The sequence below is a fragment of the Rhodopseudomonas boonkerdii genome, assembly GCF_021184025.1.
In the GTDB taxonomy this organism is placed as follows: Bacteria; Pseudomonadota; Alphaproteobacteria; order Rhizobiales; family Xanthobacteraceae; genus Tardiphaga; species Tardiphaga boonkerdii.
In genome coordinates this window covers 4626788-4650447 of sequence record NZ_CP036537.1, presented here as the reverse complement: position 1 = coordinate 4650447, position 23660 = coordinate 4626788, and the positions used below count along the sequence as shown (strand labels likewise).

Genomic DNA, 23660 nt, shown 5'->3' with positions numbered 1-23660 from the left:
CTCGTGAGTGGCGGTTTTGTGGCAGATTGCCGTCGTCATCGGCGGATCATTGAAATCTGCTTTCGTTGACTTCGCGCTCCAACTTTTCGAACCTTGCTGCGTTGCCGGGGTGGTGCTGTTGCCATCCGGTCCATGGAGGTCTCGCATGATCCGTCGCTTCGCCATCGCCGCTGCATCGCTGCTATGGGCCAGCTCAGCTTTTGCCGCCGATGTCACGCTGCTGAACGTGTCCTACGATCCGACGCGCGAACTCTATGTCGATTTCAACAAGGCTTTTGCTGCGGTGTATCAGAAGGAAACCGGCAAGAGCATCGAGATCAAGCAATCGCATGGCGGCTCGGGCGCACAGGCCCGCTCGGTCATCGATGGCCTTCAGGCCGATGTCGTGACGCTGGCGCTTGCCTATGATATCGATGCGGTAGCCAACAAGGGGTTGACGGCGAAGGACTGGCAGAAGCGATTGCCGCAGAATGCCTCGCCCTATACCTCGACCATCGTGTTCCTGGTGCGCAAGGGCAACCCGAAGGCAATCAAGGACTGGGACGACCTGATCAAGAGCGGCGTCAGCGTCATCACGCCGAATCCCAAGACCTCGGGCGGTGCCCGCTGGAATTATCTCGGCGCTTGGGGGTATGCGCTGAAGAAATACGGTTCGCAGGACAAGGCGAGGGAATTCGTCGGCAATATCTTCAAGAATGTGCCCGTGCTCGACACTGGCGCGCGCGGCTCGACCATTACGTTCGTTCAGCGCGGCGTCGGTGACGTGCTGCTGGCCTGGGAGAACGAGGCCTATCTGGCGCTGGCCGAATTCGGCAAGGACAAGTTCGAAATCGTTACGCCGTCGATCTCGATTCTCGCCGAGCCGCCGGTCGCGGTGGTCGATACGGTGGTCGACAAGAAGGGAACCAAAGCGGCCGCCGAGGCCTATCTGAAATACTGGTACACGAAGGAAGGCCAGGAAATCGCCGGCCGCAATTTCTATCGCCCGCGCGACGCGGAAATTGCGAAGAAGTTCGAAGCAAATTTTGCTAAGGTAGATCTGTTCACCATCGATGATGTGTTCGGCGGCTGGACCAAGGCGCAAAGCGAGCACTTCGCCGAAGGCGGCGTGTTCGACAAGATCTACAAGAACTGATTGGCCGCGACGGGCACCCAGGCCGTCGACCGGCCTGGGTGCTTCGCATTTTCCAGAGGGCTTGCTGTGAGTGCGGTATCGAAACGAAGTGCCTTGCCGGGGTTTGGCCTGAGCATGGGGTTGACCCTGACGTGGCTTTCGCTGCTGATCCTGATTCCGCTGGCCGGTCTGTTCGTGAAGACGAGCGAGCTCGGCTTCTCGCAGTTCATTGACACCGTCACCAGTCGCCGCACCTTGCATGCGCTGCAGATTTCGTTCGGCCTCGCGTTCGCCGCTGCGTTGGTTAATCTTGTCGCCGGCCTCGTCGTCGTCTGGGCGCTGGTACGCTACCGTTTTCCGGGCCGCCGGATCTTCGATGCTATCGTCGATATCCCCTTTGCATTGCCAACGGCGGTGGCGGGCATCGCACTGACCACGCTGTTTGCACAGAATGGATGGCTCGGCGCGCCGTTGGCCTCGCTCGGCATCAAGGTGGCCTTTACGCCGATCGGCATCTTTCTCGCCATGGTGTTCATCGGCATTCCGTTCGTCGTGCGCACGGTGCAACCGGTGCTGATCGATCTCGATACAGAGATCGAGGAGGCGGCCGCCTGCCTGGGGGCAACGCGCTGGCAGACCGTGACGCGTGTCATCATCCCGAGTCTGACGCCGGCGATCTTGACCGGCTTTGCCCTCGCCTTCGCCCGTGCGGTCGGAGAATATGGCTCCGTCATCTTCATCGCAGGCAATCTGCCGAATGTCTCGGAAATCGCGCCGCTGCTGATCGTGATCCGGTTATCCGAATTCCGCTATGCCGACGCCACCGCGATCGCGGTCGTGATGCTGGTGGCGTCGTTTATCATCATTTTCCTGCTCAACCGGCTGCAGCGTTGGGCACAAACACGCGCGCTCGCAGCGAGTTGATCTGATATGACCGTAGCAACGATAGACACAGCCGAGATCGGAGAACGGCGCGTGAGCGCGGTTAAGAAAGATTTCCGAACCGAACCCTTGTGGGTTCGCAGCGTCGTCATCGGTTTTGCCGTGACGTTTCTCTCCGTCTTTGTCGTGCTGCCGCTGATACTGGTATTCTCGGAAGCGTTTTCGCGCGGCGCCAGCTTCTATTTCAGTGCGCTCGGTGAGGCCGAGGCGTGGTCGGCGATCAAGCTGACGCTATTCACTGCGCTGATTTCGGTCAGCCTAAATGTGGTCTTCGGGGTTACAGCAGCCTGGGCAGTTGCGAAATTCGAGTTCCGCGGCAAGACGCTGTTGGTCACCCTGATCGATCTACCGTTCTCGGTCAGTCCGGTTATTTCCGGCCTCGTCTTTGTGCTGCTGTTCGGTGCCCAGGGTTATTTCGGTCCGTGGTTGATCGCCCACGGCATCACGATCCTGTTTGCGCCGCCGGCCATTGTGCTGGCAACCACCTTCGTTACCTTCCCCTTCGTCGCCCGCGAACTCATCCCGTTGATGCAAGAGCAGGGCTCGCAGGAGGAGGAAGCCGCGATCTCGCTCGGCGCCAGCGGCTGGCGAACCTTCCTCATCGTGACGCTGCCCAACATCAAATGGGGATTGCTCTACGGCGTCCTGCTCTGCAATGCGCGGGCGATGGGCGAGTTCGGCGCGGTTTCTGTGGTTTCGGGCCATATCCGCGGCGAAACCAACACCATGCCGCTGCTGGTGGAAATCCTCTATAACGAGTATCAACTGGTGGCGTCATTCGCGATCGCGTCGCTGCTTGCCATGCTGGCGCTGGTGACGCTGGTCGCGAAGATCATTCTCGAAGGCCGGATCGAACAAGGACATTCGCACCGTGACGATTGAAGTACGGAATATCGTGAAGCAGTACGGTGCCTTCAAGGCGCTCGATAATGTCGATCTCAAGGTCGCGAAGGGTGAGCTGCTGGCTCTGCTCGGCCCGTCGGGTTCGGGCAAGACGACACTGCTGCGGATCATCGCAGGGCTCGATTGGCCTGATTCCGGCGAAGTGAAATTCGATGGCGAGAACGCTTTGGAGCGTGGCGCCGGCGAACGTCACGTGGGCTTCGTCTTCCAGCATTACGCGCTGTTCCGCCATATGAGCGTATTCGAGAATGTCGCCTTCGGCCTGCGCGTGCAGCCGCGCTCCATCCGCAAGACCGAGGCGCAGATCCGCGCGCGGGTGAAGGAACTGCTCGATCTCGTGCAACTCGACTGGCTCGCCGATCGCTATCCGAGCCAGCTCTCCGGCGGCCAGCGGCAGCGTATCGCGCTCGCCCGCGCGCTTGCCATCGAACCGCGTATCCTGCTGCTCGACGAGCCCTTCGGCGCGCTCGATGCGAAAGTGCGCAAGGAATTGCGGCAATGGCTGCGCACGCTGCACGAGGAGATTCACGTCACCTCGATCTTTGTCACGCATGACCAGGAAGAAGCGCTCGAGGTCGCCAACCGCATCGTCGTGATGGACAAAGGCAAGATCGAACAGATCGGCACGCCCGGCGATGTCTATGACAATCCGGCCTCGGCTTTCGTGCATAGCTTCATCGGCGAATCCATCGTGCTGCCGGTGGATGTGCAGGGCGGACAAGTAAAGCTTGGGGCGCGTGCGCTCAATATCGAAGCGGGCGGCGCTGCGGGGCCCTCACAGCTGTTCGTGCGCCGGCATGATATGGCCATTGGAGCTGTGGGGGAGGGCGCTCTCGAGGGCACGGTGCGCCGGGTCCGAACCTTCGGCCCGATCCAGCGCGCCGATATCGCGCTGGACGGCGGCGACACGCTGGTCGAAATCGATGCACCGCGCGATCGACCGCTCGCCACCGGCGATTCCGTCAGCCTGCAGCCTCGGCGCTACCGGATTTTCGCGGGGCAGTGAGAGAGCGGGGTCCGCTATGCACTCGGCCTGTCATCCTCCGCGAAAGCGAAGGATCCTGTAGACACCGGCCTTCGAGAAGCACACTGGCGCTGCCGTATACTGGGGCACCCGATCAAGTCGGGTGACGACATCAGGAGGATTAGCGCTCCGCAATTTCCTTTCCGTTCACCATTCGGCCACGGTTGGTGTGCAACAACGGCTCCTCGATTTTGGGGGATTGTCGATGAAGCGGGTGGCTCTGGCCAGTCTAGGAATGGCGTTGCTGGCGGGGTGCGGAACCGCAGTGGATCAGGTCCCTGATCAACCGACCATGTATCTCAGCATGGCGAATGGCGGCGCCAAGCTAGATCCGCAGGCGGCAGCACAGATGATCTCGCTCTACCGACAGAACAACGGCCTCGGGCCGGTGACGGTCGATCCAGGCCTGATGGCGCTGGCGGAGGATCAGTCCACCGCCATGGCCAAGAAGAACAAGCTCGATCATGATGTGAAGGCGCCGCTTGCGAAGCGCCTGAATTCCGGCGGCTATCCGGCCACGGTCGCGGTAGAGAACGTCTCCGCCGGTTATCACACCCTTGCGGAAGCCTTTTCGGGTTGGCGCGATTCGCCGCCGCACCGGGCCAATATGCTGAAATCCGGCGTCTCCAAGCTGGGAATCGCTGCGATTTATGCGCCGAACACCAAATACAAGGTGTTCTGGACCATGATCCTGGCCGAAACCGAAAAGCCGCGCTGAGCTGAAGGCTTTGTGATGCTGCCACCGCGGCCTCGGCAATTGACGCCGCGGGATCGCGGGGCCACGGTGCGGTTCCTCGAAGCGACCGTCGGTTCCCACCATGGACATGTCCGCTCCCATCCCAGATGCAGCCACTTCCAAACCGTCACAAGCCAAGCGTGTGCTGGTCCTGCAGGGTGGCGGCGCGCTCGGCTCCTATCAGGCTGGTGCCTACGAGACGCTCTGCCACCACGATTTCGAGCCGGCCTGGATTGCCGGCATTTCCATCGGGGCTATCAACGCCGCGATCATCGCCGGCAATGAGCGCGACAAGCGGATCGGCAAACTGCGCGAATTCTGGGAGATGGCGTCGTCGCCGGTGCCCTGGAGCCCGGTGATCCCGGACGAGCATACACGCTCGGCCTTTAACGAAGGCAGCGCCGCGATGATCGCGGCTTTCGGCGTGCCGGGCTTTTTTATGCCGCGGATTCCACCGGCTCCGTTCTGGCCGCCGGGCAGCCCGCAATCGCAAAGCTTTTACGACACCGCGCCGCTCAAGGCGACGCTGGAACGGCTGGTCGATTTTGATCGCATCAATGACTGCAAGACGCGTCTCAGCGTCGGTGCGGTCAGCGTCACCACCGGCAACTTCACCTATTTCGACAACGAGATCTTTCGCACGCTCGGCAAAAAGATCGGCCCCGAGCACATCATGGCCTCCGGCGCGCTTCCGCCGGGCTTCCCCTCCATCGAAATCGAGGGAGAGCATTTCTGGGACGGCGGCATCGCGTCCAACACCCCCCTCGACTTCGTGCTCGACGACGTCGCCAGCGACCTTCTGATCTTCCAGGTCGATCTGTTCAGCGCGCGGGGGCCGCTGCCGCAATCCATGTTCGAGGCGCAGGAGCGGGAGAAGGATATCCGCTATTCCAGCCGCACGCGCATGACCACCGACAAGAACAAGCGCATTCACAATATTCGGAAGGCGTTGCGCGATCTCATCGGCAAGCTGCCCGAGGACTTGAAGCAGGACCCCAATGTCGCGCTGTTGTCGGAAGCGGCGAAGGAAAACACCGTCACGGTGGTGCATCTGATCTATCGTAGCAAGACGCACGAGTCGTCGTCCAAGGACTACAATTTCTCGCGCCTCGGCATGACGGAACACTGGAAGGCCGGCAGCCGCGATGTGGAGCGCTCGATGCGCCACAAGGAATGGTTCGAGCGCCCACAGGCGGATCAGTCGATGGTCACCTACGATCTCTGCGCCGACGACAAACCATAATCGACCTCACCCAGCAGGAGACTTTGCATGACCAATCTCACGGGCAAGACCGCCGTTGTCACCGGCTCGACCAGCGGCATCGGCCTCGCTTATGCGCGCGCTTTCGCCAGCGCCGGTGCCAATATCGTCCTGAACGGCATGGGCGCCCCGGCCGATATCGAGAAGGAACGCGCGGCGATCGAGAGCGACTACAAGGTCAAGGCGATCCATTCGCCGGCCGATATGACCAAGCCGGTGGAGATCGCTGGGATGATCGAGCTCGGCGAGAAGACTTTTGGCGCGGTGGACATCCTCGTCAACAATGCCGGCATCCAGTTTGTTTCGCCGATCGAGGAATTCCCGATCGAGAAATGGGACGCCATCATTGCGATCAATCTGTCTTCCGCCTTCCATGGCATCCGCGCCGTGGTGCCGGGTATGAAGAAGCGCGGCTGGGGCCGCATCATCAATACGGCCTCGGCCCATTCGCTGGTCGCATCGCCCTTCAAGTCGGCCTATGTCTCGGCCAAGCACGGTATCGCCGGTCTCACCAAGACCGTGGCGCTGGAAGTCGCGACCCACAAGATCACCTGCAATTGCATCTCGCCCGGTTACGTCTGGACACCGCTGGTGGAAAAGCAGATCCCGGACACGATGAAGGCGCGTGGCTTGACCAAGGAACAGGTCATCAACGACGTGCTGTTGGAAGCGCAGCCGACGAAGGAATTCGTGACGTCGGAGCAGGTGGCGGCGCTGGCGCTGTTCCTATGCGGGGATGAAGCGGCGCAGATCACAGGTACGAACCTGTCCATCGACGGCGGCTGGACGGCGGCGTAAGCAGTGACGTGCAGGCCTTAACCTCTCCCCGTAGAGAACGGGGAGAGGTTAAGAAGAGCGCTTCCCGAATGCCAGCACATGCAGCCCCAGCCGCTGGCGCACGATCCAGAACAGCAGCACCGTCTCGAACGTCAGCGCGATCGATGTCGCCGCCGCTGCGCCATGGCCACCGAAATACGGGATCAGCAGCAGGCACAGTACCAAATTCATCACGAAGGCCGAGGCGTAAGCCATTGCGCAGGCATTCTGATGACCGAGCATGTTGAGCAATCGTTCCATCGGCCCGATGGCTGCGCGGACCACAAGTCCGATGGCGGCGATGAACATGATGTCATAACCGCCGGTGAATTGCGGGCCGAACAGCCACAGCAACGGCTTGCCGAATGCGAGCAAAACCAGCGTCGCGGCGAGCGACGGCCAGAATGTCCATTTGATGGAATGCATCACATAGGCGGCAAGCCGTTCCTTGTCCCCCGACGTGTGATACTCGGTGAAGCGATGCGCCGTGGTCGCCGACATCGCGTAATGAATGAACGACACCAGCGCGAGCGTTTTCACGACTGCGAAATAGACGCCGACTTCCTCGGAGGATACGAAGCGTTCGAGCACAAGCACGTCGGTGTAGGACAGCAGCAGATAGAAGCTCTCCACCAGCAGGATCGGCAGCGAAACCTTCAGCCAGCCGCGATAGTCGTGCGCCTTCGGTCCGGTCTCGACATGCGCACCAAGCCGGCGATTCAGCACGATCATCTGTCCGATCATCGCGAGCCACACGGCGGCGGCGCTCGCGCCCATCGCGACGACGGCGCCAAGCTGCAGGCCGAGCGCGAAGGCGCCGGCAGTGAAGCCGATGATGAGGCCCTGCCGCACGATGAATTGCGGCATCAGGCCGAGCCGCATCCAGTCATGCGAGCGGGCGATGCCGTCCTGGGTGTTGGCGACGACGAAAGCTGGCAGCGTCAGGCAGCCGAGATAGAGCGGCACGATGGTGTTGGCGTCGATCCAGGGCGACAGCAGTTTGACCAGACCGGCGAGCAGAAGTGCAATGACGCCGGACACGACGCCGGTCATCCAGCGGCTGCCGGACAAGAAGCCGCGCAGCAGCGCGTAATCACCGTTCAGGCGATATTCCGGAATGATCTTTTGCGCTGACGCCGCGATGCCGAAGTCGAGCATCGAGCCGAGCAGCAGAACCCAGGTCCAGACATAGACGTAGATGCCGTAGTCGCCCGAGCCCATCCAGCGCGCCAGCAATATCTGCGAGAAGTAAGCGAGGCCGGCGGAGATAACGCGAATCAGGAAGATCGTGCCGGCCAGCCGGCGCGTCAGCGAGGCTTCGCCGGAGCCCGAGAACAGGCCGCGGAGGCGGGCCTTGAGCCCGGCAGGCGGCGTCGGTTGGGCGGGATCGGTCTCCATCACGGCCACGACGGGCTCCTCGGCCGCAGAACAGCAAATGCGCGGCAGGAGCCCCGCATAACAAGGAGACGTTAATTTCGGGTGGCAGCCCGGCCCGCAGCTTGCTCGTCGGCCGTTCCGGCTGAGGCGATGCCGGCCATCAGGGAGCCGGTGGCACTGTCACATTGTACTCGTAGGATCGGTCGGTGCCGACCAGTGTCAGCTTCAGCGCTGCTCCGTCTGCCGTAGCTCCCGAAGGCAGGCCGTCGAGCTCGAAACTGAAGCGCTTCATGCCCGGTGCGCTGTGTTTGTCGAGCTTCGGGATCGGGAGCGCCCAATCAGGTGTCGGCCCTTCGACATAGAGCTGGACTGCCTTGCTGTCAGGGGCGGTCACATCGACCAATACATTTTTACCGTCACGTTTTACATCCCGCACGGTGAACGGATTATTGTCGCCGATATTCGCCGGTTTCGGGACGGTATCGAGAGCTGCCATCAATGCGCCGTCCTCGGTCGAAGCAACGCTGGTGAAGGCCAATTCGGCGTTCGCCTCCACCGGAATGCAGATCTTCTCGCATACCGCATAGGATATGGCCGCGCGCACGACCACCGGCTTGCCGGGATCCTTGGCCACTACGCGCATGGGCAGCAACACGTGTTTTTCGTAACCGAGCGATTCGCCGCCGGCGCCGTCGTCGAATTTCACCGGCGCGGGCCAGAGGATCGTGACGCTGTCGAGATTGTCGGATTTCGAGAAGTCGAAGCGCGGCGGCACGCCGGAATCGCCGGGGTTGCGCCAATAGGTGTGCCAGCCCGGCTGCAGCTGGATTGCGATTCCGCCAAGCATGACAGGGCCGGTCCGCGAGCCTGCCACAAGCCTGATTTGCGAATGACTGTCCGTCTGCCACGGCGACGCGTCTTCCGCATGTGCCGCAGAGGCCAGCAAGAGCCCGGCGGCGCAGGCAGCGACAATGTGATGCGGAACCGAAACGATCATCGAACGTCCTTACAGGGGTAGCCTGTCATAACTTCAAACCTAACTTAAGCTATTGAACTGCTTGTGATGCCGTTCTGTTGCGCGTTTCCCAAAGTGATTGATCCAAAGCGATTGACCCGAGGCCGATTGACACCGAATGGCCTCAAGATCAGGATAAACCGATAACATGAGAGCGCCTTGCTGATGGAACCCACTCGCAAGCGAAGCCGCAAGAGCCCCGCCAAGCCGCGTGCAGCCGGGTTCGGCGCTTCGGATGACGCCGGCAGATATCTCGATGGCCAGCTCCTGATCGCGATGCCGGTGATGGATGACGAGCGTTTCGCGCGCTCGGTGATCTATGTGTGTGCTCATTCTTCCGAAGGCGCCATGGGCATCATCGTCAATCGTCCGGCCGGAAGCATCGATTTTCCCGAACTGCTGGCGCAGCTCGACATCATCGACGATGCCGACAACATCAAACTTCCGGAAAGCGCCGAAAGCATGAAGGTGCTGAAGGGGGGGCCGGTGGAAACCGGCCGCGGCTTCGTCCTCCATTCCAGCGATTTCTTCATCCAGGATGCGACGCTCCCCATCGATGACGGCATCTGCCTGACGGCGACCGTGGACATCCTGCGGGCAATCGCCAATGGTGGCGGGCCCAAGCACGCCATTCTGGCGCTCGGCTATGCCGGCTGGGCGCCGGGCCAGCTTGAAAACGAGATCCAGTGCAACGGCTGGCTGCATTGCGCGGCCGACGACGATCTGATCTTCGGCGCCGATATCGACGAAAAATACATGCGCGCATTGCGGAAGATTGGCGTGGCGCCGGGAACATTGTCGGCCGAAGCCGGCCACGCCTGACGTCAGCGTGTGGCCGGGACCAACGGGCAGACGACAATCATCGTCATCAGTTGCGGGCCTTCGATCTCCACGCATGACCGCTTGTCATCGACCGTTAGCCCGTAGGTTGCGAGCGCCTCACTGCGTGGCGACCTCCCCTTGATATGCATCTGCCACACGCCGCCCGGCAGCGATTCCGTCATCGCGGCGCGCATGCGCCGGTCGAATTTGCCGCCGGGCAGGATTGGTAGTGCGATATCGGCCACCTGATAGAAGCGCGAGCCGGCGGGCAGGAACGGCGCCATGAAGGCGAGCGGTTTGTCGAGCAGCAGATAGGCCGCGGGCTGCGACAGCTCCGCCGGAATGGCCGGCCGATACGGCATCGACCAAGGACGTCGCCACCAGTCGGCGGGCTGCAGCCAGAGCGCTGCCGCCGCGGCGATGGCGACGCTCGCGAGCTGCGCGAATCGGCCGGCGGGTGACGTGCCCAGCGCATCCAGGCAGCGCAGCAATACGATCACGATGAGCGGCGCCGTGAGCAGTTCGAGCGCGACGATGTAGCGGTGGATCGCGAACAGGGCGAGCCACACCGCATAGGATACGATGAAGAAGATGGTCAGCTGCCACTCGCGCCGCGAGAACAATGGGCGCCTGGCCTTGATGCGCGCGGCGATCGCTATCGGGATCAGCAGTATCAGGATCGCGAAGCGCGCATCGCGGAAGGGAAATTCGGAGCTGCGATAGTCGCCCGCCAGCCAGTAGAACGGATAGGCCAGCGCATCGAGAATGCCGTGCGGGATGAACTGGCGATCGAGGATCGTCGTTGCCGGCATTTCCGGCGACGGGAACAGGCTATTGAGCAGCGGGAAGAACGGATTGCCGAATTCGCGCCACAGCATCAGCCCCCATGCACCGCCGCCAATCGTGCTGCCGATCGCCCCGCCGATGGCGAGATAGATCATCGCCAGGGTCGGACGCACCGTCGCCAGCGCCGCTGCGCCGAGGCCGAGCGCGAAGACGATATTGGTGAGCTTGAGGCCGAGTGCGAGGCCGACAAGAAGGCCGGCGCCGATATAGTGCCGTGGCTCGACATCGTCGCGCGCGAGCATCAGCAGCAGGCCTGCGATGATCGGAATTGAGGTGAGAATATCGGCGAAGCTGGTGCCGGTTTCCGAGAGCGTCATCGGGCCGCACGCCGCCAGTAGCAGGATCGCAGCGATCGCGAGCGTGCTCATGGCATTGCCGAGCAGGCGACGTGCCAGCCAGTAGATCAGTGCCAGATTGAGCCCGTGCACCGCGCCCATGATCATGCCGGCGGCGATCGGCGGCAATGTTTCGCGCAGATAGTACCAGGGAAAATAGATGTAGGAGTTGAAGTAGGTCTGGAAACCCGGGGGCACTACATCGTAGTCGTAGCGGCCGTTCAGCAGCGCCCAGACATTGTAGTGGTGATAGTTCTGCCAATCCCAGTTGACGTCCTCGCCGGCATAACCGGCATAGGCCGCGCCGAGCGCCATGCTGCCGGCGATGACGAGCGCCGGATGCAGCCGGGTCGTCTGCGACGACAGAGCGATGGGGCGTTGTTCATCGACGGCGATGGTTGTCACCAAATCCCCCCGCAGCCATGGGATGCGACGACAGGCTAACTACGCGCGGGTCATTAAGGATCTGCTAAGGGGGGACGGAGACCGCGATGGTGCGTTGACGTATGCCGGCGATTCTCAGCTCGCCGCTTCCAGCCGTTCTTCCGTCAGCAGGCGCATCGCGGCATCGGCATCCATCGGCTCGCCGAAGGCGAAGCCCTGGGCGTATTCGCAACCGAGCTGATACAGCTCCACGGCGTCCGAGTCTGTCTCGACCCCTTCGGCCACCACTTGCATGCCGAGGTCATGCGCCATGGCGATGATCGATTTCAGAATGACGGGGCGTGCGCCGCGGCCATTGGTGCGGACGAAGGACTGGTCGATCTTCAGCGTGTCGAACGGGAAGCGCTGCAGATAGGACAGCGAGGAATGGCCGGTGCCGAAGTCATCCAGCGACAGCCCGGTTCCGAGCTCGCGGATACGCTGCAGCATCTGGGCCGCGTGTTCCGGATTCTCCATCACCAGTGATTCCGTGAGTTCCAGTTTCAGCGTTCCGCGCGCCACTGAGGAGCGCGACAGTACGGTGCGGATATCGTGCAGCAGATCGTGACGCAGCAACTGGCGGGACGAGACGTTGACGCTTGCGAAGATCGGATCGCGGGCGCGCATGGCGCGCTGCCAGATGGCGAGCTGGCGCGCGGTCTGGTCGAGCACGAACATGCCGAGATCGATGATCAGGCCGATCTCTTCCGCGATCGCAATGAATTCCACCGGAGACATGCGGCCGAGCTTGGGATGATCCCAGCGCGCCAGCGCCTCGAAGCCGGCGATCGAGCGGTCCTCGAGGCGGACGATCGGCTGATAGAGGATGGTGATTTCCTGCCGTTCGATGGCGCGGCGCAGTTCGGATTCCAGCGTCAGGCGGTCGGTCTTGCGGGCGCGCATGGCCGGCTTGTAGACGTCGATGCGGTCGCCGCCGATGCGTTTGGAATGATACATCGCAAGCTCGGCATCCTTGATCAGCTCGTCCGTCAGTGGCGTGGCCGGATCGGACAGCGCAAGGCCGATCGATGCGGTAAGGAAGATCTCGCGGTCGTTGAATGCGATCGGCGCGCGGATGGTCTTGCGGATGGTTTCGGCGAAGGCCGTGATCTTGGCGCTGTCCTGTTCGGACATCAGGATCAGGCCGAACTGGTCGCCGGCGATACGAGCCAGCGTATCCTGCGGCTTCAGGATGCGAGTCAGGCGGCGTGCCAGCGTCAGCAGGATGGAGTCGCCGACGGCGATGCCGACCGAGTCGTTCACCTGTTTGAAGCGGTCGAGGTCGATCACCATGACCGTCGGCCGTAGCGGTGTCGGCAAGGTCTTTGAGAAATTCGCCAGCGCAGTCAGGCGGTCGATGAACAGTTTCCGGTTCGGCAGCCCGGTGAGATTGTCATGCACGCTATCGTGCAGCATGCGTTCTTCGGCATTCTTGATTTCGGTCACGTCGGTGAGTGTGCCGACCACCCGGGTCACTTCGCCGTCGGAGCCGACCACCGGGCGTGCCTTCAGCGCGAACCACATGAAATGACCGTCAGGCGTACGCAGGCGGAAATCCTGCACCAGACGGCCGCGGCGCTGGTCGAGCACACTGTCCAAGGCCGCGCGAAAACGGTCCTGATCGAGCGGGTGGAGAATTTCCAGCCAATCGGAGGCCGGGCCTTCCAGTGTGCCGCGCTTGAGGCCGAGCAGAGCCTCGGTCTCGGCGCTGGTGAACACCTTGTCGGCGGAGACGTCCCAGTCCCAGATCAGGTCGCCCGAGCCGGTGAGCGCGAGCGCGCGGCGTTCGACGTCCGAGACGATGCCATTGGTGGCGCCGCCGCCGGCGAAAGCGTGTTGCATCACCGTGAAGCCGATCAGCATCACGATCAGTACAAGGCCGCCGAGCAGGGCAGGGCCGACGATGTCATTGGTCACGGCACCGCCCACCGCCATGCCCGATGCGATCACCCACACGACCAGCAGGAACCAGGTCGGGATCAGCAAGACGGCACGGTCGAAGCCGTGGGTCGAGAGATAGACGATCAGGCCGAAACCGGCGAAGGCGATCAGCACCAGCGAGATGCGCGCAATGCCCGATGCGACGGCCGGATCGAACAGCGCGAGACCGACGAGCGAGCCGAGGAACACCAGCCAGGCCAGCGTGATATGCGAATAGCGCACGTGCCAGCGGTTGAGATTGAGATAGGCGAACAGGAACACCAGCAGCGTCGCCGCCAGGATCGCTTCGCCCGATGCGCGCCACACGCGCTCCGCGCCCGACGACATGTCGAGCACCTTGCCCCAGAAACCGAAATCGACGCCGATATAGACCAGCACGGCCCAGGCGAGCGCTGCCGCGGCCGGGAACATGATGCTGCCCTTCACCACGAACAGGATCGTCAGCACCAGCGCCAACAGCCCGGAAATGCCGATGACGATGCCCTGGTACAGCGTGAAGGAGTTGACCTTGTCCTTGTAGGCTTCGGGGTCCCACAGATAGAGCTGCGGCAGCTTGTCGGTGCGCAGTTCGGCGACGAAGGTGATGACGGAGCCGGGATCGAGCGTAACGCGGAAGACGTCCGCGGTGGCTGAGTCCTGTCGCTCGGGGCGATCGCCGGTCGATGGCGTGATGGTGGCGATGCGCGAGAGGCCGAGATCGGGCCACAGCAGGCCCGAATTCACCATGCGGTAATGCGGCGCGACGATCAGGCGGTCGAGCTGATCGTCGGTGTTGTTAGCCAGCGCGAACACCACCCAGTTCTGGCCGCCCTCGCGACCGCGCACCTCGATGCGGCGGACGATGCCGTCAGTGCCGGGCGCGGTGGACACCTGGATGCGGTCGGTCTCGCTGTGCTGGAAGTCGAGAACGCCGGTGAGATCGATGGCGGGCGCATCGCCGCGGACACTCACGGCATCAACGGCGCGCGCAGGACCCGCGGCAACAATCATCATGAGGCCGAGCGCAACGGGCGCAAGCCACCTGACCAAACGCAAAGTCATGTTCCGCGATCACCAATCCGTGGACCGCGCCGAAGCCCGGAGGCAAGTCATCTGCGGGTCGATTGTCGAAGACAGGATCAATGACACGAAAATGGAACAAATCCAAGGCTTTGGCGCGGTTCTCCCGTGCTAAACCGCCAACACAATTTTGCCAATATGTGCGCTGGTTTCCATGCGCTTGTGCGCTTCGGCGGCCTTCTCGAGCGGGAAAGTGCTGTCCATCAAGGGCTTGACCTTGCCGCTCTTCAGCAGCGGCAGCACCTTGGCCTCGATATTGGCGACCATGGCGGCCTTGGCCTCGTTGGTCCGCGGGCGCAGGGTCGAGCCGGTATAATGCAGCCGTTTCACCATGATCTTGGCGGCGTTGATGGTGGCCTTGGGGCCGTTCAGCACGGCGATCTGAACGATGCGGCCATCGACGGCTGCCGCGTCGAAGTTCTTTTCCACATAGTCGCCGCCGACCATGTCGAGGATCAGCTCGGCGCCGGTCTTGGTGATCTCCTTGACCCGTTCAACGAAATCCTCGGTCTTGTAGTTGATCGCATGGTCTGCACCGAGCTTGATGCAGGCATCCGCCTTGTCCTGTGAGCCAACGGTGACGATCACCTTGGCGCCGAAGGCCTTGGCGAGCTGGATCGCCATGGTGCCTATGCCTGAGGAGCCGCCATGGATCAGCAGCGTCTCGCCGGCGACGAGGCCGCCGCGCTCGAACACATTGTGCCAGACGGTCATCAGCGTTTCGGCGGTGGCGCCGGCTTCCAGCATGGAGAAGCCTTCCGGCACGGGCATCGCCTGCGCGTCCTGCGCGATGCAATATTGCGCATAGCCGCCGCCGGCGACCAGCGACATCACCTTGTCGCCGAGCTTGTGCTTCGTGGCGCCGTCACCGAGCGCAACCACTTCACCGGCGATTTCGAGGCCGGGCAGGTCGCTGGCGCCGGGCGGCGGCGGATAGCTGCCGGACCGCTGCGCCACATCCGGGCGATTGACGCCGGCGGCGGCGACTTTCACCAGAATCTCGCCCGGGCCGGGCTTCGGCAAGTCGCGCGTTTCCGGAATCAGCACCTCGGGTCCACCCGGCTTGCTGATGGCGACGACGGTCATTTGCGCGGGCAGCTTTTCCATGATTTGTCCTTGCGGCGAGATGAGGTGCTCTCACTTGCTTAGTGAGCCTGCCGGGCGCTGGCAACCGTCAGTGGCACGTCGGGCGTCGAGCTTTCTACCGGAGATGACCATGGCGATCGATGATGGCGAGCGGCCGAAGAAGCAGGTCGGTCACGAGATCGGACAGGACCTCTCGCAATTGTCTGTGGAAGAATTGGCAGCCCGGATCGAGTTGCTGACCGGCGAGATCCAGCGTCTGCAGTCAAGCATGAACCTCAAACGCGCGACGCGCGATGCGGCGGACCGGTTCTTCAAGTCGTGATGGTTGTGTGACGGGGAATCTGTCCTCCGCCTTCATCCTGAGAAGCGGGCAAAGCGCGCGTCTCGAAGGATGACGATGGAGCTCCAGCATCTCACGGTTCGAGATGGCGCTCAGCGGCACAATTGCGCTGCTGAGCCTCAATGAGGGACGGAGAATTTCGCGCCAACTATCAATCACACATCCGCGAGCGTCCCATTTCGGTACATATGCACACGCTGCGATAGTCAACAAATCCCCACAGATTTACATGCAATTAAGCTTTCTCGCTTATTACTCAAATTGTCCTTGTTTGGACACCGAGTGGCTCCTGTCCACTCTGTTTGACGCCTCCCTGTTATCAACTTCAAAGCCGCCGGCAACGGCGGCTCTTTTTTTGTTGAGTTGGCGTCACCGTGCTTCCCACGATTTAAACCATAAACTTTTCTTTAATTTTCGCCCCGCTGGACTCTCGGCATTCCCCGCGCAATGATTTGTTCATCATAAAAAGGCCGCGAACTGGCGGCCGCAATCCATTGCTGAGGCGTTAACCATGACGGATCGTTTGCAGAGTGAGCCTGCGCTCGTCCAGTTCAGCGAGCGGCTGACCAATTCTGCCGCCTTCGGTGCTTTGTTCCGCGAGGGCATGGATCTCGTGGAAGAGACGGCCGCCTATCTCGATGGCGTCGGTCGCACCGAAGCCAAGGCGCTCGATCGCTCGGTCAGCCTGACCTATGCGACCGAGAGCATGCGCCTCACCACGCGTCTCATGCAGCTTGCCTCCTGGCTGTTGCTGCATCGTGCGGTGAAGGAAGGCGAGATGACGCTGTCGCAGGCCAATCGCGAAAAGACCAAGGTCAAGCTCAGCGCTGCCGATCCAAGCCCGGATGACATGCTGATCAAGTTGCCGGAGCAGCTGCAGGTTCTGATCGCGCGCTCGATGGCGCTGCAGACCAAGGTGCGCCGTCTCGACGCCAATATTCACACGGCCGCCGAACCGACGCCGATAGGCAATCCGCTGATGCCGCAACTCAATCGTTTGCGGGCTGCGTTCGAACGCTGAAGCGTTGTCCACTCTCCGGCCCTCATGGTGAGGAGGCGCGCAGCGCCGTCTCGAACCATGACGTGAGACGCGCTGACAGCTCATGGTTCGAGACGCGGCCTTGAGGCCGCTCCTCACCATGAGGGCTGAGCCAAGCCCATGTCTTTTAAATTTTAGCCCCGGCCTGCCGCTCATGCGCTACAGATGAGCGAGCAAAGCAGGGGCATTTTCATGGCTGACGATATCAGGGCCTTGACCGGCGTGCGCGGTGTCGCCGCTGCCGTCATCGTCGTCTATCATTTCGGCGACGTGCAGCTCGCCACCGGCGGCACCGGCTCGTTCTTCCGTATCCCTTACGGCTATCTGCTGGTCGACATGTTCTTCATGCTGTCCGGCTATGTGATGGCGCTGAACTACCGCGAGACGTTCCAGCACCTCACCGGCAAGGTGTTCGCCAATTTCATGCTGAAGCGCGTGGCGCGGCTGTATCCGGCCTATTTCATCATCGGCCTGCTCTACATCGCCAAGATCGCTGCCGGTCTGTCCGGCGAGAAGCTGGAGATGTATTCGGCGTGGGATTGGTTCGGCAATCTGTTCATGCTGTCGGGCTGGGGGCTCTATATCTTTCCGATCATCGGCGTGGCCTGGGCCGCGAGTGCGGAAATGGGCTCCTATCTGCTGCTGCCGCTGCTGATGCCGTGGACGCAGAACAGGCATAGATGGATTGCGCTCCTCGCGGTCATCGCTGCGCTCGTCGGCATCTATGCGGTCAGCATCACCAGCCGCGGTTCGGGCGGGCCGCTCGATGTGGTCAACGGCAATTCGCTGTATCCGATGCTGCGTGCAGTCTGCGGCTTCACGCTCGGTCTCGTCATCTTCCGCTTCGGCGATATCGTCGATCGCTTGTCGGCCACGACACAGGATATCCTCGTCGTCGTGCTGCCGCTTGCCATCGTTGCGGTCGGCGCTGCGGATGCCAGCGACCGCTTGATGTATTTGCTCTACATTCCGTTGGTTGCGGTACTGTCGCGGGACGGGCGGATGGCGCAGCTGCTGTTTGGCAACGCGCTGGTCTACCGGCTGGGGATCATCTCCTATTCGATCTACCTGATCCACCCGCTCTTCGTGAGCTTCGCCATCCGCACCTGGCGCCATTTCGGCCAGACCGGCTGGGTCTATGTGGCCGCCTCGCTGGCGGCCTTCGCCATCATCTGGGTGCTGGCGGAGGTGAGTTACCGGCTGGTGGAAATGCCCGGCCGCCGGGCAATCGTGAACTGGTTTGCGCCGAAGCGGCCGACAGCCTCCGCTACCTGACGCCCAAAACAAACGCCCCGCCTGAGCGGGGCGTTTGAAAGGCTGGAAGCTGGGCAGACGGAAGAACTTAGTCCTTCTTGAGGAAGCCCGAAAACTTCTTCTGGAAGCGCGAGACACGGCCGCCGCGATCGAGGATCTGGGTGGTGCCGCCGGTCCAGGCCGGGTGCGACTTCGGGTCGATATCGAGGTTCAGCTTGTCGCCTTCCTTACCCCAGGTCGAACGGGTCTGATACTCGGTGCCGTCGGTCATCACGACGGTAATGTTATGATAATCCGGGTGAATTTCGGCTTTCATGACGGTTCCTTCGGCGCGGATGCGCCTGAATCTTACGGTTTTCGATGGCGGATTTGGCGCGTCTATATCGCAGGAAGCCCCATTCGACAAGGACCTGTCGTCATGGACCCAAATCCCTCGACCTAAGTCATTTGCCACGCCGGCTGCATGGGCCTATGAGGCCGTAACGACAAGAACGGTTATAGATCATGAGTGCAGTCGAACGGCTCGACCAATCCCGCGGCACCCCGGCACCGGTTCCACGGCCCGAGCCCGTGTTGGAAGAGTCCACAGTGGCCGATGCCGTGGTCGCCCCACCGGCGCCGAGCCGCGCGAAGCTGCGACCGCTGCTGATGCTGGCGCCCTATGTGGCGCGCTATCGCGGCCGCGCGCTGTTCGCGCTGGTGTCGCTGCTGATCGCCGCCGTCACCACCTTGATCGTGCCCATCGCCGCGCGCCGGATGATCGACTTCGGTTTCAGCCCCGAAGGCATCGCCATGATCAACAGCTATTTCAGCGTGATGATCGCGGTCGTCGTGGTGCTCGCCGTCGCCAGCGCTGCCCGCTACTATCTGGTGATGACCATCGGCGAACGCATCGTCGCCGATATCCGCCGCGATGTGTTTGCGCATCTCACCGCGCTGTCGCCGTCCTTCTTCGATACGTCGCGCTCCGGCGAGCTGGTGTCGCGTCTCACTGCCGACACCACGCAGATCAAGTCTGCCGTCGGTGCCTCGGTGTCGATCGCGCTGCGCAACATCGTGCTGTTTCTCGGCGCCGCCACCATGATGGTGGTGTCGAGTCCGAAACTCTCGGGCTTCGTGCTGGCTGCCATCCCGCTGATCGTGATCCCGCTGGTCGCTTTCGGCCGCTGGGTGCGCCGTCTGTCGCGTAATGCGCAGGACACGCTGGCCAGCGCCTCGGCCTATGCCAGCGAGCTGGTCGGCGCCATCCGCACCGTGCAGGCCTATACCAATGAACGTCTCGCCAACAGCCGGTTCGGCGGCGAGGTCGAGCAGGCCTATGGCGCGGCGCGCGGCGCCACACGCGCCCGTGCCGTGCTGACGGCGATCATCATCTTCATCGTGTTTTCGAGCGTGGTCGGCATTCTGTGGGTCGGATCGCATGACGTCTCCGTAGGGGAAATGACGCCGGGCCGGCTCGGTCAATTCGTGCTCTACGCGGCCTTCGCGGCATCCAGCCTCGGCCAGCTCAGCGAAGTCTGGGGCGAGATTTCCGCGGCTTCGGGCGCCGCCGAGCGTCTGTTCGAAATCCTGCATGTGAAGTCGGACGTCACGGCGCCCGCAAAACCGCGCGCGCTGCCGGCGCCGGCGCGAGGCGATGTCGTATTCGACAATGTCTCCTTCGCGTACCCGACACGGCCGGGCGTTCTCTCTGCCGCTGGGGTCTCGTTGTCAGTGAAGGCCGGCGAAAAGGTTGCCATTGTCGGCCCGTCCGGTGCCGGCAAGAGTACGCTGTTTCACCTCCTGCTGCGCTTCTACGATCCGAAGACCGGTGCCATCTTCGTCGATGGCGTGCCGATCCGCGACACCGATCCGCAGGAGCTGCGCGCCCGCATTGCGCTGGTGCCGCAGGACTCCGTCGTCTTCGCCGCAACCGCACGCGAAAATATCCGCTTCGGCCGTCCGGATGCGACGGATGCTGAAGTCGAGCGTGCCGCCGATCTCGCTCATGCCACCGAATTCATCCGTCGCCTGCCAGGTGGTTTCGAGGCGCCGCTCGGCGAGCGCGGCGTGACACTGTCCGGCGGCCAGCGCCAGCGCATTGCGATCGCCCGCGCCATCCTGCGTGATGCGCCGCTGCTGCTGCTGGACGAGGCGACCTCGGCGCTCGATGCGGAATCCGAGACGCTGGTGCAGACCGCGCTGGAGGAGCTGATGAAGCACCGCACTACGCTGGTGATCGCCCATCGCCTCGCCACCGTGCTGTCCTGCGACCGTATTCTCGTGATGGACCAGGGCCGTATCGTCGAGCAGGGCACGCATGCGTCGCTGGTCGCCGCCAACGGGCTGTATGCGCGGCTGGCGCGCTTGCAGTTCGGGGTGTGAGCGTCCTGCTCAGAACTCCGACATGTCGCGCGACGAACGCCGTATCGCGTGGACAATGATTCGCGCTCTACGACTTCGTAAAAAACGAGACACGGATAAGGCAGTACCGTGAGGCGACAAATGGTTGGCGATATAGGCGAGTATGAAAGCTAGGATGCGTACTCATAAAACTTCCTGCTAGGAGCGGGCGCACCTGATGTCCGCTTGTTCCCCAACGGCGACGGGAAAGCCCGACGTTATCGAACTTCCGAGAAAGACCATAAGCGGAAGTGCGCTGGGTCTCAGGCTCATGCGCCGAGCCGGCCATGCATCCGGCAGTCGAGCGTTCAAAGCCGGCGCCCTCTCCGCTCGTCTCAATCCCCGTCTTGCCACCTCCGTAAGTCCGTCTGATTGTGGTAGGGCATGCGATCTGGTGTGGTGATGAATTCCATCGTTGTGCCCCAAGGCATCTGGCAGTAGCAGACCTTGTTGCCCGGGCCTTTTTCGGTCGCATAGGGGATTGCCCGCGGTGCCGTGAGCGGCTTTCCGCCCGCCTTCTCGAAGCGCGCGACTGACGCGTCGATATCCTCGGTGTAAAGCGCGAAATGCGTGATGCCGAAGTCGCTCGCCCGGATGGGCTGAGCCTGGTCCGGTCCGTGCATCTCGAACAATTCGATGTCGGGGCCGGTCCCGATCTTCACCATAGCTTGCGCGCGCACGACCGTCCCAGGGTAAGCCCCCACTGCACGCTCGAATTCCGGTCCCTGCCGCGGCGGATCCTGCGGCCCGAAGGACTGGTAGATCACCTGACCGCCGAAAGCTTCCACCAGGAACGACTTTGCTGCTTCGATGTCGGGCACCGTGATGCCGATATGATTGACGCCGCGAATGACGGGTGCGGTCATGATAGTCTCCTTTCTTAGTTAGTCGATCCGCTCGGCCCACGATGGCGCCGGCGCTGAGTTCAATTGGTTCTGAGGAAACCGATCAGAGCGGCTGCTACTTCATCCGGCCGCTCATCCGCGACATAGTGGCTGCACCGCGCGATCGAGCCGCCTGTCACATTGGTGGCGAACTCCTTGAGCATAGGCACCATCTGCGCACCGAACCGCTGGTCCCCACCCAGGCCAAGTACCGGTACCTCCAGCGGTTGCTTCTTGTACGCGAGCGCAGCCGCATGATCGGCAGCGAAGGCGCGGTACCATTCCATGCCGCCACGGGTGCGGCCAGGAAGCGCCATCGCCCTGGCGTAGATCTCGATATCAGCCGGATCGAAGGTGCTGTGATCGTAGAACCGCTCTGCCATGAAGGTCGAAACATAGTCGTATTCGCAGCCATGAATCAGGCGCTCGGGCAGGTCCCGGTTCATATGAAAGCTGAAGTGCCAGAGCCTTGCGGTCGTCGCCTCCCATCCGGTCCAGCCGGGAAGCGGAACGTCGAGGACGGCCAACTGGGTAACTGCCTCCCGATAGAGGACGGCCTGGGCTAGGGCGACCATTCCGCCGATGTCATGGCCGCACACGGCGTAGCGCTCATGCCCAAGCGCAACCATGACTTCGTGCGCGTCGCGCGCCATCGTCGCCTTGTCATAGCCGTCCAGCGGGCAGTCGGAAAAGCCCGCGCCGCGCAGATCGATCGCCACGACGCTGAAGTGCTCGGCCAGCAGCGGCATCACAGCGTGCCATTCCCACCACGTCTCCGGCCAACCGTGAAGCAGAAGGATCGGCGGACCGGAGCCCCCAGTGACGGCGTTGATCTTGATGCCATTCGCCGGCACCAACTGCTGGGTAAACCCCTTTAAAGCTGCGATCATGATTGCACTCTAGTCAAATGTTGACGTTCAGGCCGATGTCGAGCGCTCAGCGCTGATCGAAATCCGTGGCGATCGAGACATCGCGCCAAGCGTCGATGTCGCTGCGGAAGGCAGCCAGCTTTCGCTCGGCGATCGCGTGCGCGATGGGGCCTAGTGGCAGGTGAAGCGGGGCGTCATCGGCGTCGACTGCCTGCAGGATTACCGCGATCGCCTTGTCGGGATCGCCCGCCTGATTCCCGTTGTTGGTTTCGCGATAGTGCTTGCGCGAGCTCGCGGCGTATTCGGGCATCTCTTTGGCCGCCATCGTAATCGAACGGCCAAGGAAATCAGTGCGAAACGGCCCAGGTTCGACGATCAGCACGCGTATGCCGAAGGGCCGCAGCTCGCCGGCGAGCGCTTCGGAAATCCCTTCCACGGCAAACTTGGCGGCATTGTAATATCCACCGCCGCCGCCGCCCGCGATGCCGGCGCCGGACGACATGTTGACGATCGTTCCGCCCGAGCGTCGCAGGACGGGCAGGGCGGCTCTGGTGGTTTCGATCAGACCAAAGACGTTCACCTCGAACATCGGCCGATATTCTTCGGGCGTGCCTTCCTCGATTGCGCCGAACAGTCCGTAGCCGGCATTGTTTACGAGCACGTCGAACCCGCCAAAGATCTCGACCGTCTTTGCGACCGCTGCCTTGGCGGCCGCTGCATCCGTCACATCGAGCGGCAAGGTGATCATGCTGCTACCAAAAGGTTCGGCCATTTCCTCGATCGTCGTGACATTGCGGGCCGTCGCGATAACCCGATCGCCGCGCTGTGCCGCAGCGAGCGCGAGCCGCTGGCCGAAACCGCTTGAGCAGCCTGTGATGAGCCAAGTTTTCATGACTTCTTCTCCGAGTTGTTTTCAGGCGACGCCACACTGTCGCCGCCGCGAACCGTCATATCGGCCATCATCGACCAGTGCGTTTCCCCGAGGCCGGCGGAGACAGCTTTACTGAGCCCCTCGCGGGCAGCTTCAAGGTGGCGGCAAAAGCGCGCCCGGCAAAAGCACGATCAGCTCAAGCCATCGCCGCGGTCGGGCCGGCGATTTTCTTGCGAGATCTTCGAACATTGAGCCTCCTAGGATCGCAAAGCGCACCTTCGACACAACCTTATTAGGAACCAATCGGTTCCTAATTGAACT

21 protein-coding genes are annotated in these 23660 nt (G+C 62.2%); 12 read left to right on the top strand and 9 right to left on the bottom strand.

The window, feature by feature from the left end; translation table 11 throughout:
* The first annotated feature begins 145 nt into the window (after nucleotides 1-145).
* The 7 genes from E0H22_RS21340 to E0H22_RS21310 all read left to right on the top strand — a co-directional run bounded on the left by E0H22_RS21340 (nucleotide 146) and on the right by E0H22_RS21310 (nucleotide 6778).
* Nucleotides 146-1135 carry a sulfate ABC transporter substrate-binding protein gene (locus E0H22_RS21340; protein WP_233022971.1) on the top strand — a complete coding sequence of 330 codons (990 nt, stop codon included), beginning with the start codon at nucleotides 146-148 and terminating at the stop codon, nucleotides 1133-1135.
* Nucleotides 1136-1249: 114 nt separating this feature from the next.
* Nucleotides 1250-2038, top strand: a complete 789-nt coding sequence (cysT, locus tag E0H22_RS21335; RefSeq protein WP_233022970.1) for a sulfate ABC transporter permease subunit CysT — start codon at nucleotides 1250-1252, stop codon at nucleotides 2036-2038.
* Nucleotides 2039-2044: 6 nt separating this feature from the next.
* Nucleotides 2045-2938 carry a sulfate ABC transporter permease subunit CysW gene (cysW, locus tag E0H22_RS21330; RefSeq protein ID WP_233022969.1) on the top strand — a complete coding sequence of 298 codons (894 nt, stop codon included), beginning with the start codon at nucleotides 2045-2047 and terminating at the stop codon, nucleotides 2936-2938.
* A complete protein-coding gene (locus E0H22_RS21325) occupies nucleotides 2928-3965 on the top strand; it encodes a sulfate/molybdate ABC transporter ATP-binding protein (RefSeq protein ID WP_233022968.1) in 1038 nt (345 codons plus the stop codon). The genes cysW and E0H22_RS21325 overlap by 11 nt, the downstream gene beginning before the upstream one ends.
* A 223-nt stretch (nucleotides 3966-4188) precedes the next feature.
* Nucleotides 4189-4701, top strand: coding sequence for a CAP domain-containing protein (locus tag E0H22_RS21320; protein WP_233022967.1), 513 nt, complete (start codon nucleotides 4189-4191; stop codon nucleotides 4699-4701).
* Between the two features lie 106 nt (nucleotides 4702-4807).
* Complete coding sequence (locus tag E0H22_RS21315; protein WP_233026467.1) at nucleotides 4808-5962, top strand: DUF3734 domain-containing protein; 1155 nt, start codon at nucleotides 4808-4810, stop codon at nucleotides 5960-5962.
* A 27-nt stretch (nucleotides 5963-5989) separates the two neighbouring features.
* Complete coding sequence (locus E0H22_RS21310; RefSeq protein WP_233022966.1) at nucleotides 5990-6778, top strand: 3-hydroxybutyrate dehydrogenase; 789 nt, start codon at nucleotides 5990-5992, stop codon at nucleotides 6776-6778.
* 48 nt (nucleotides 6779-6826) lie between these two features.
* Here the strand turns inward: E0H22_RS21310 and E0H22_RS21305 are convergent, their stop codons facing one another.
* Together E0H22_RS21305 and E0H22_RS21300 are read right to left on the bottom strand one after the other, a co-directional pair.
* Nucleotides 6827-8203 (bottom strand): flippase, encoded by a 1377-nt coding sequence (locus tag E0H22_RS21305; RefSeq protein ID WP_233022965.1) that lies wholly within the window; start codon nucleotides 8201-8203, stop codon nucleotides 6827-6829.
* A gap of 130 nt (nucleotides 8204-8333) precedes the next feature.
* Nucleotides 8334-9170: a protein-disulfide reductase DsbD domain-containing protein gene (locus E0H22_RS21300; protein ID WP_233022964.1), complete on the bottom strand. Its 837-nt coding sequence runs from the start codon at nucleotides 9168-9170 to the stop codon at nucleotides 8334-8336.
* Between the two features lie 183 nt (nucleotides 9171-9353).
* Here E0H22_RS21300 and E0H22_RS21295 point away from each other — a divergent pair, with 183 nt between their 5' ends.
* Nucleotides 9354-10010, top strand: a complete 657-nt coding sequence (locus E0H22_RS21295) for a YqgE/AlgH family protein (RefSeq protein WP_233026466.1) — start codon at nucleotides 9354-9356, stop codon at nucleotides 10008-10010.
* A gap of 2 nt (nucleotides 10011-10012) precedes the next feature.
* On the opposite strand, the gene E0H22_RS21290 is transcribed toward E0H22_RS21295, so the two are convergent.
* From E0H22_RS21290 to E0H22_RS21280, 3 genes are all read right to left on the bottom strand, one after another.
* A complete protein-coding gene (locus tag E0H22_RS21290) occupies nucleotides 10013-11596 on the bottom strand; it encodes a glycosyltransferase 87 family protein (protein WP_233022963.1) in 1584 nt (527 codons plus the stop codon).
* A 114-nt stretch (nucleotides 11597-11710) separates the two neighbouring features.
* Complete coding sequence (locus tag E0H22_RS21285) at nucleotides 11711-14590, bottom strand: EAL domain-containing protein (protein ID WP_233026465.1); 2880 nt, start codon at nucleotides 14588-14590, stop codon at nucleotides 11711-11713.
* 135 nt (nucleotides 14591-14725) lie between these two features.
* Nucleotides 14726-15721, bottom strand: a complete 996-nt coding sequence (locus tag E0H22_RS21280; RefSeq protein ID WP_233022962.1) for an NAD(P)H-quinone oxidoreductase — start codon at nucleotides 15719-15721, stop codon at nucleotides 14726-14728.
* 109 nt (nucleotides 15722-15830) lie between these two features.
* On the opposite strand from E0H22_RS21280, the gene E0H22_RS21275 reads away from it, so the two are divergent.
* From E0H22_RS21275 to E0H22_RS21265, 3 genes are all read left to right on the top strand, one after another.
* Nucleotides 15831-16022 (top strand): DUF1192 domain-containing protein, encoded by a 192-nt coding sequence (locus E0H22_RS21275; protein ID WP_233022961.1) that lies wholly within the window; start codon nucleotides 15831-15833, stop codon nucleotides 16020-16022.
* 529 nt (nucleotides 16023-16551) lie between these two features.
* Nucleotides 16552-17061, top strand: coding sequence for a protease adaptor protein RcdA (gene rcdA, locus E0H22_RS21270; protein ID WP_233022960.1), 510 nt, complete (start codon nucleotides 16552-16554; stop codon nucleotides 17059-17061).
* 210 nt (nucleotides 17062-17271) lie between these two features.
* A complete protein-coding gene (locus E0H22_RS21265) occupies nucleotides 17272-18354 on the top strand; it encodes an acyltransferase family protein (protein WP_233022959.1) in 1083 nt (360 codons plus the stop codon).
* 67 nt (nucleotides 18355-18421) lie between these two features.
* On the opposite strand, the gene rpmE is transcribed toward E0H22_RS21265, so the two are convergent.
* Nucleotides 18422-18649, bottom strand: coding sequence for a 50S ribosomal protein L31 (gene rpmE / locus E0H22_RS21260; protein ID WP_233022958.1), 228 nt, complete (start codon nucleotides 18647-18649; stop codon nucleotides 18422-18424).
* A 188-nt stretch (nucleotides 18650-18837) separates the two neighbouring features.
* Between rpmE and E0H22_RS21255 the strand changes: the two genes are divergently transcribed.
* Nucleotides 18838-20697, top strand: coding sequence for an ABC transporter transmembrane domain-containing protein (locus E0H22_RS21255; protein ID WP_233022957.1), 1860 nt, complete (start codon nucleotides 18838-18840; stop codon nucleotides 20695-20697).
* Between the two features lie 353 nt (nucleotides 20698-21050).
* On the opposite strand, the gene E0H22_RS21250 is transcribed toward E0H22_RS21255, so the two are convergent.
* The 3 genes from E0H22_RS21250 to E0H22_RS21240 are packed head-to-tail and all read right to left on the bottom strand — an operon-like array spanning nucleotide 21051 to nucleotide 23360.
* Nucleotides 21051-21581, bottom strand: coding sequence for a VOC family protein (locus E0H22_RS21250; protein ID WP_233022956.1), 531 nt, complete (start codon nucleotides 21579-21581; stop codon nucleotides 21051-21053).
* A gap of 59 nt (nucleotides 21582-21640) precedes the next feature.
* Nucleotides 21641-22489, bottom strand: a complete 849-nt coding sequence (locus E0H22_RS21245) for an alpha/beta fold hydrolase (protein ID WP_233022955.1) — start codon at nucleotides 22487-22489, stop codon at nucleotides 21641-21643.
* 46 nt (nucleotides 22490-22535) lie between these two features.
* Complete coding sequence (locus E0H22_RS21240) at nucleotides 22536-23360, bottom strand: oxidoreductase (protein ID WP_233022954.1); 825 nt, start codon at nucleotides 23358-23360, stop codon at nucleotides 22536-22538.
* Nucleotides 23361-23660: the final 300 nt, after the last annotated feature.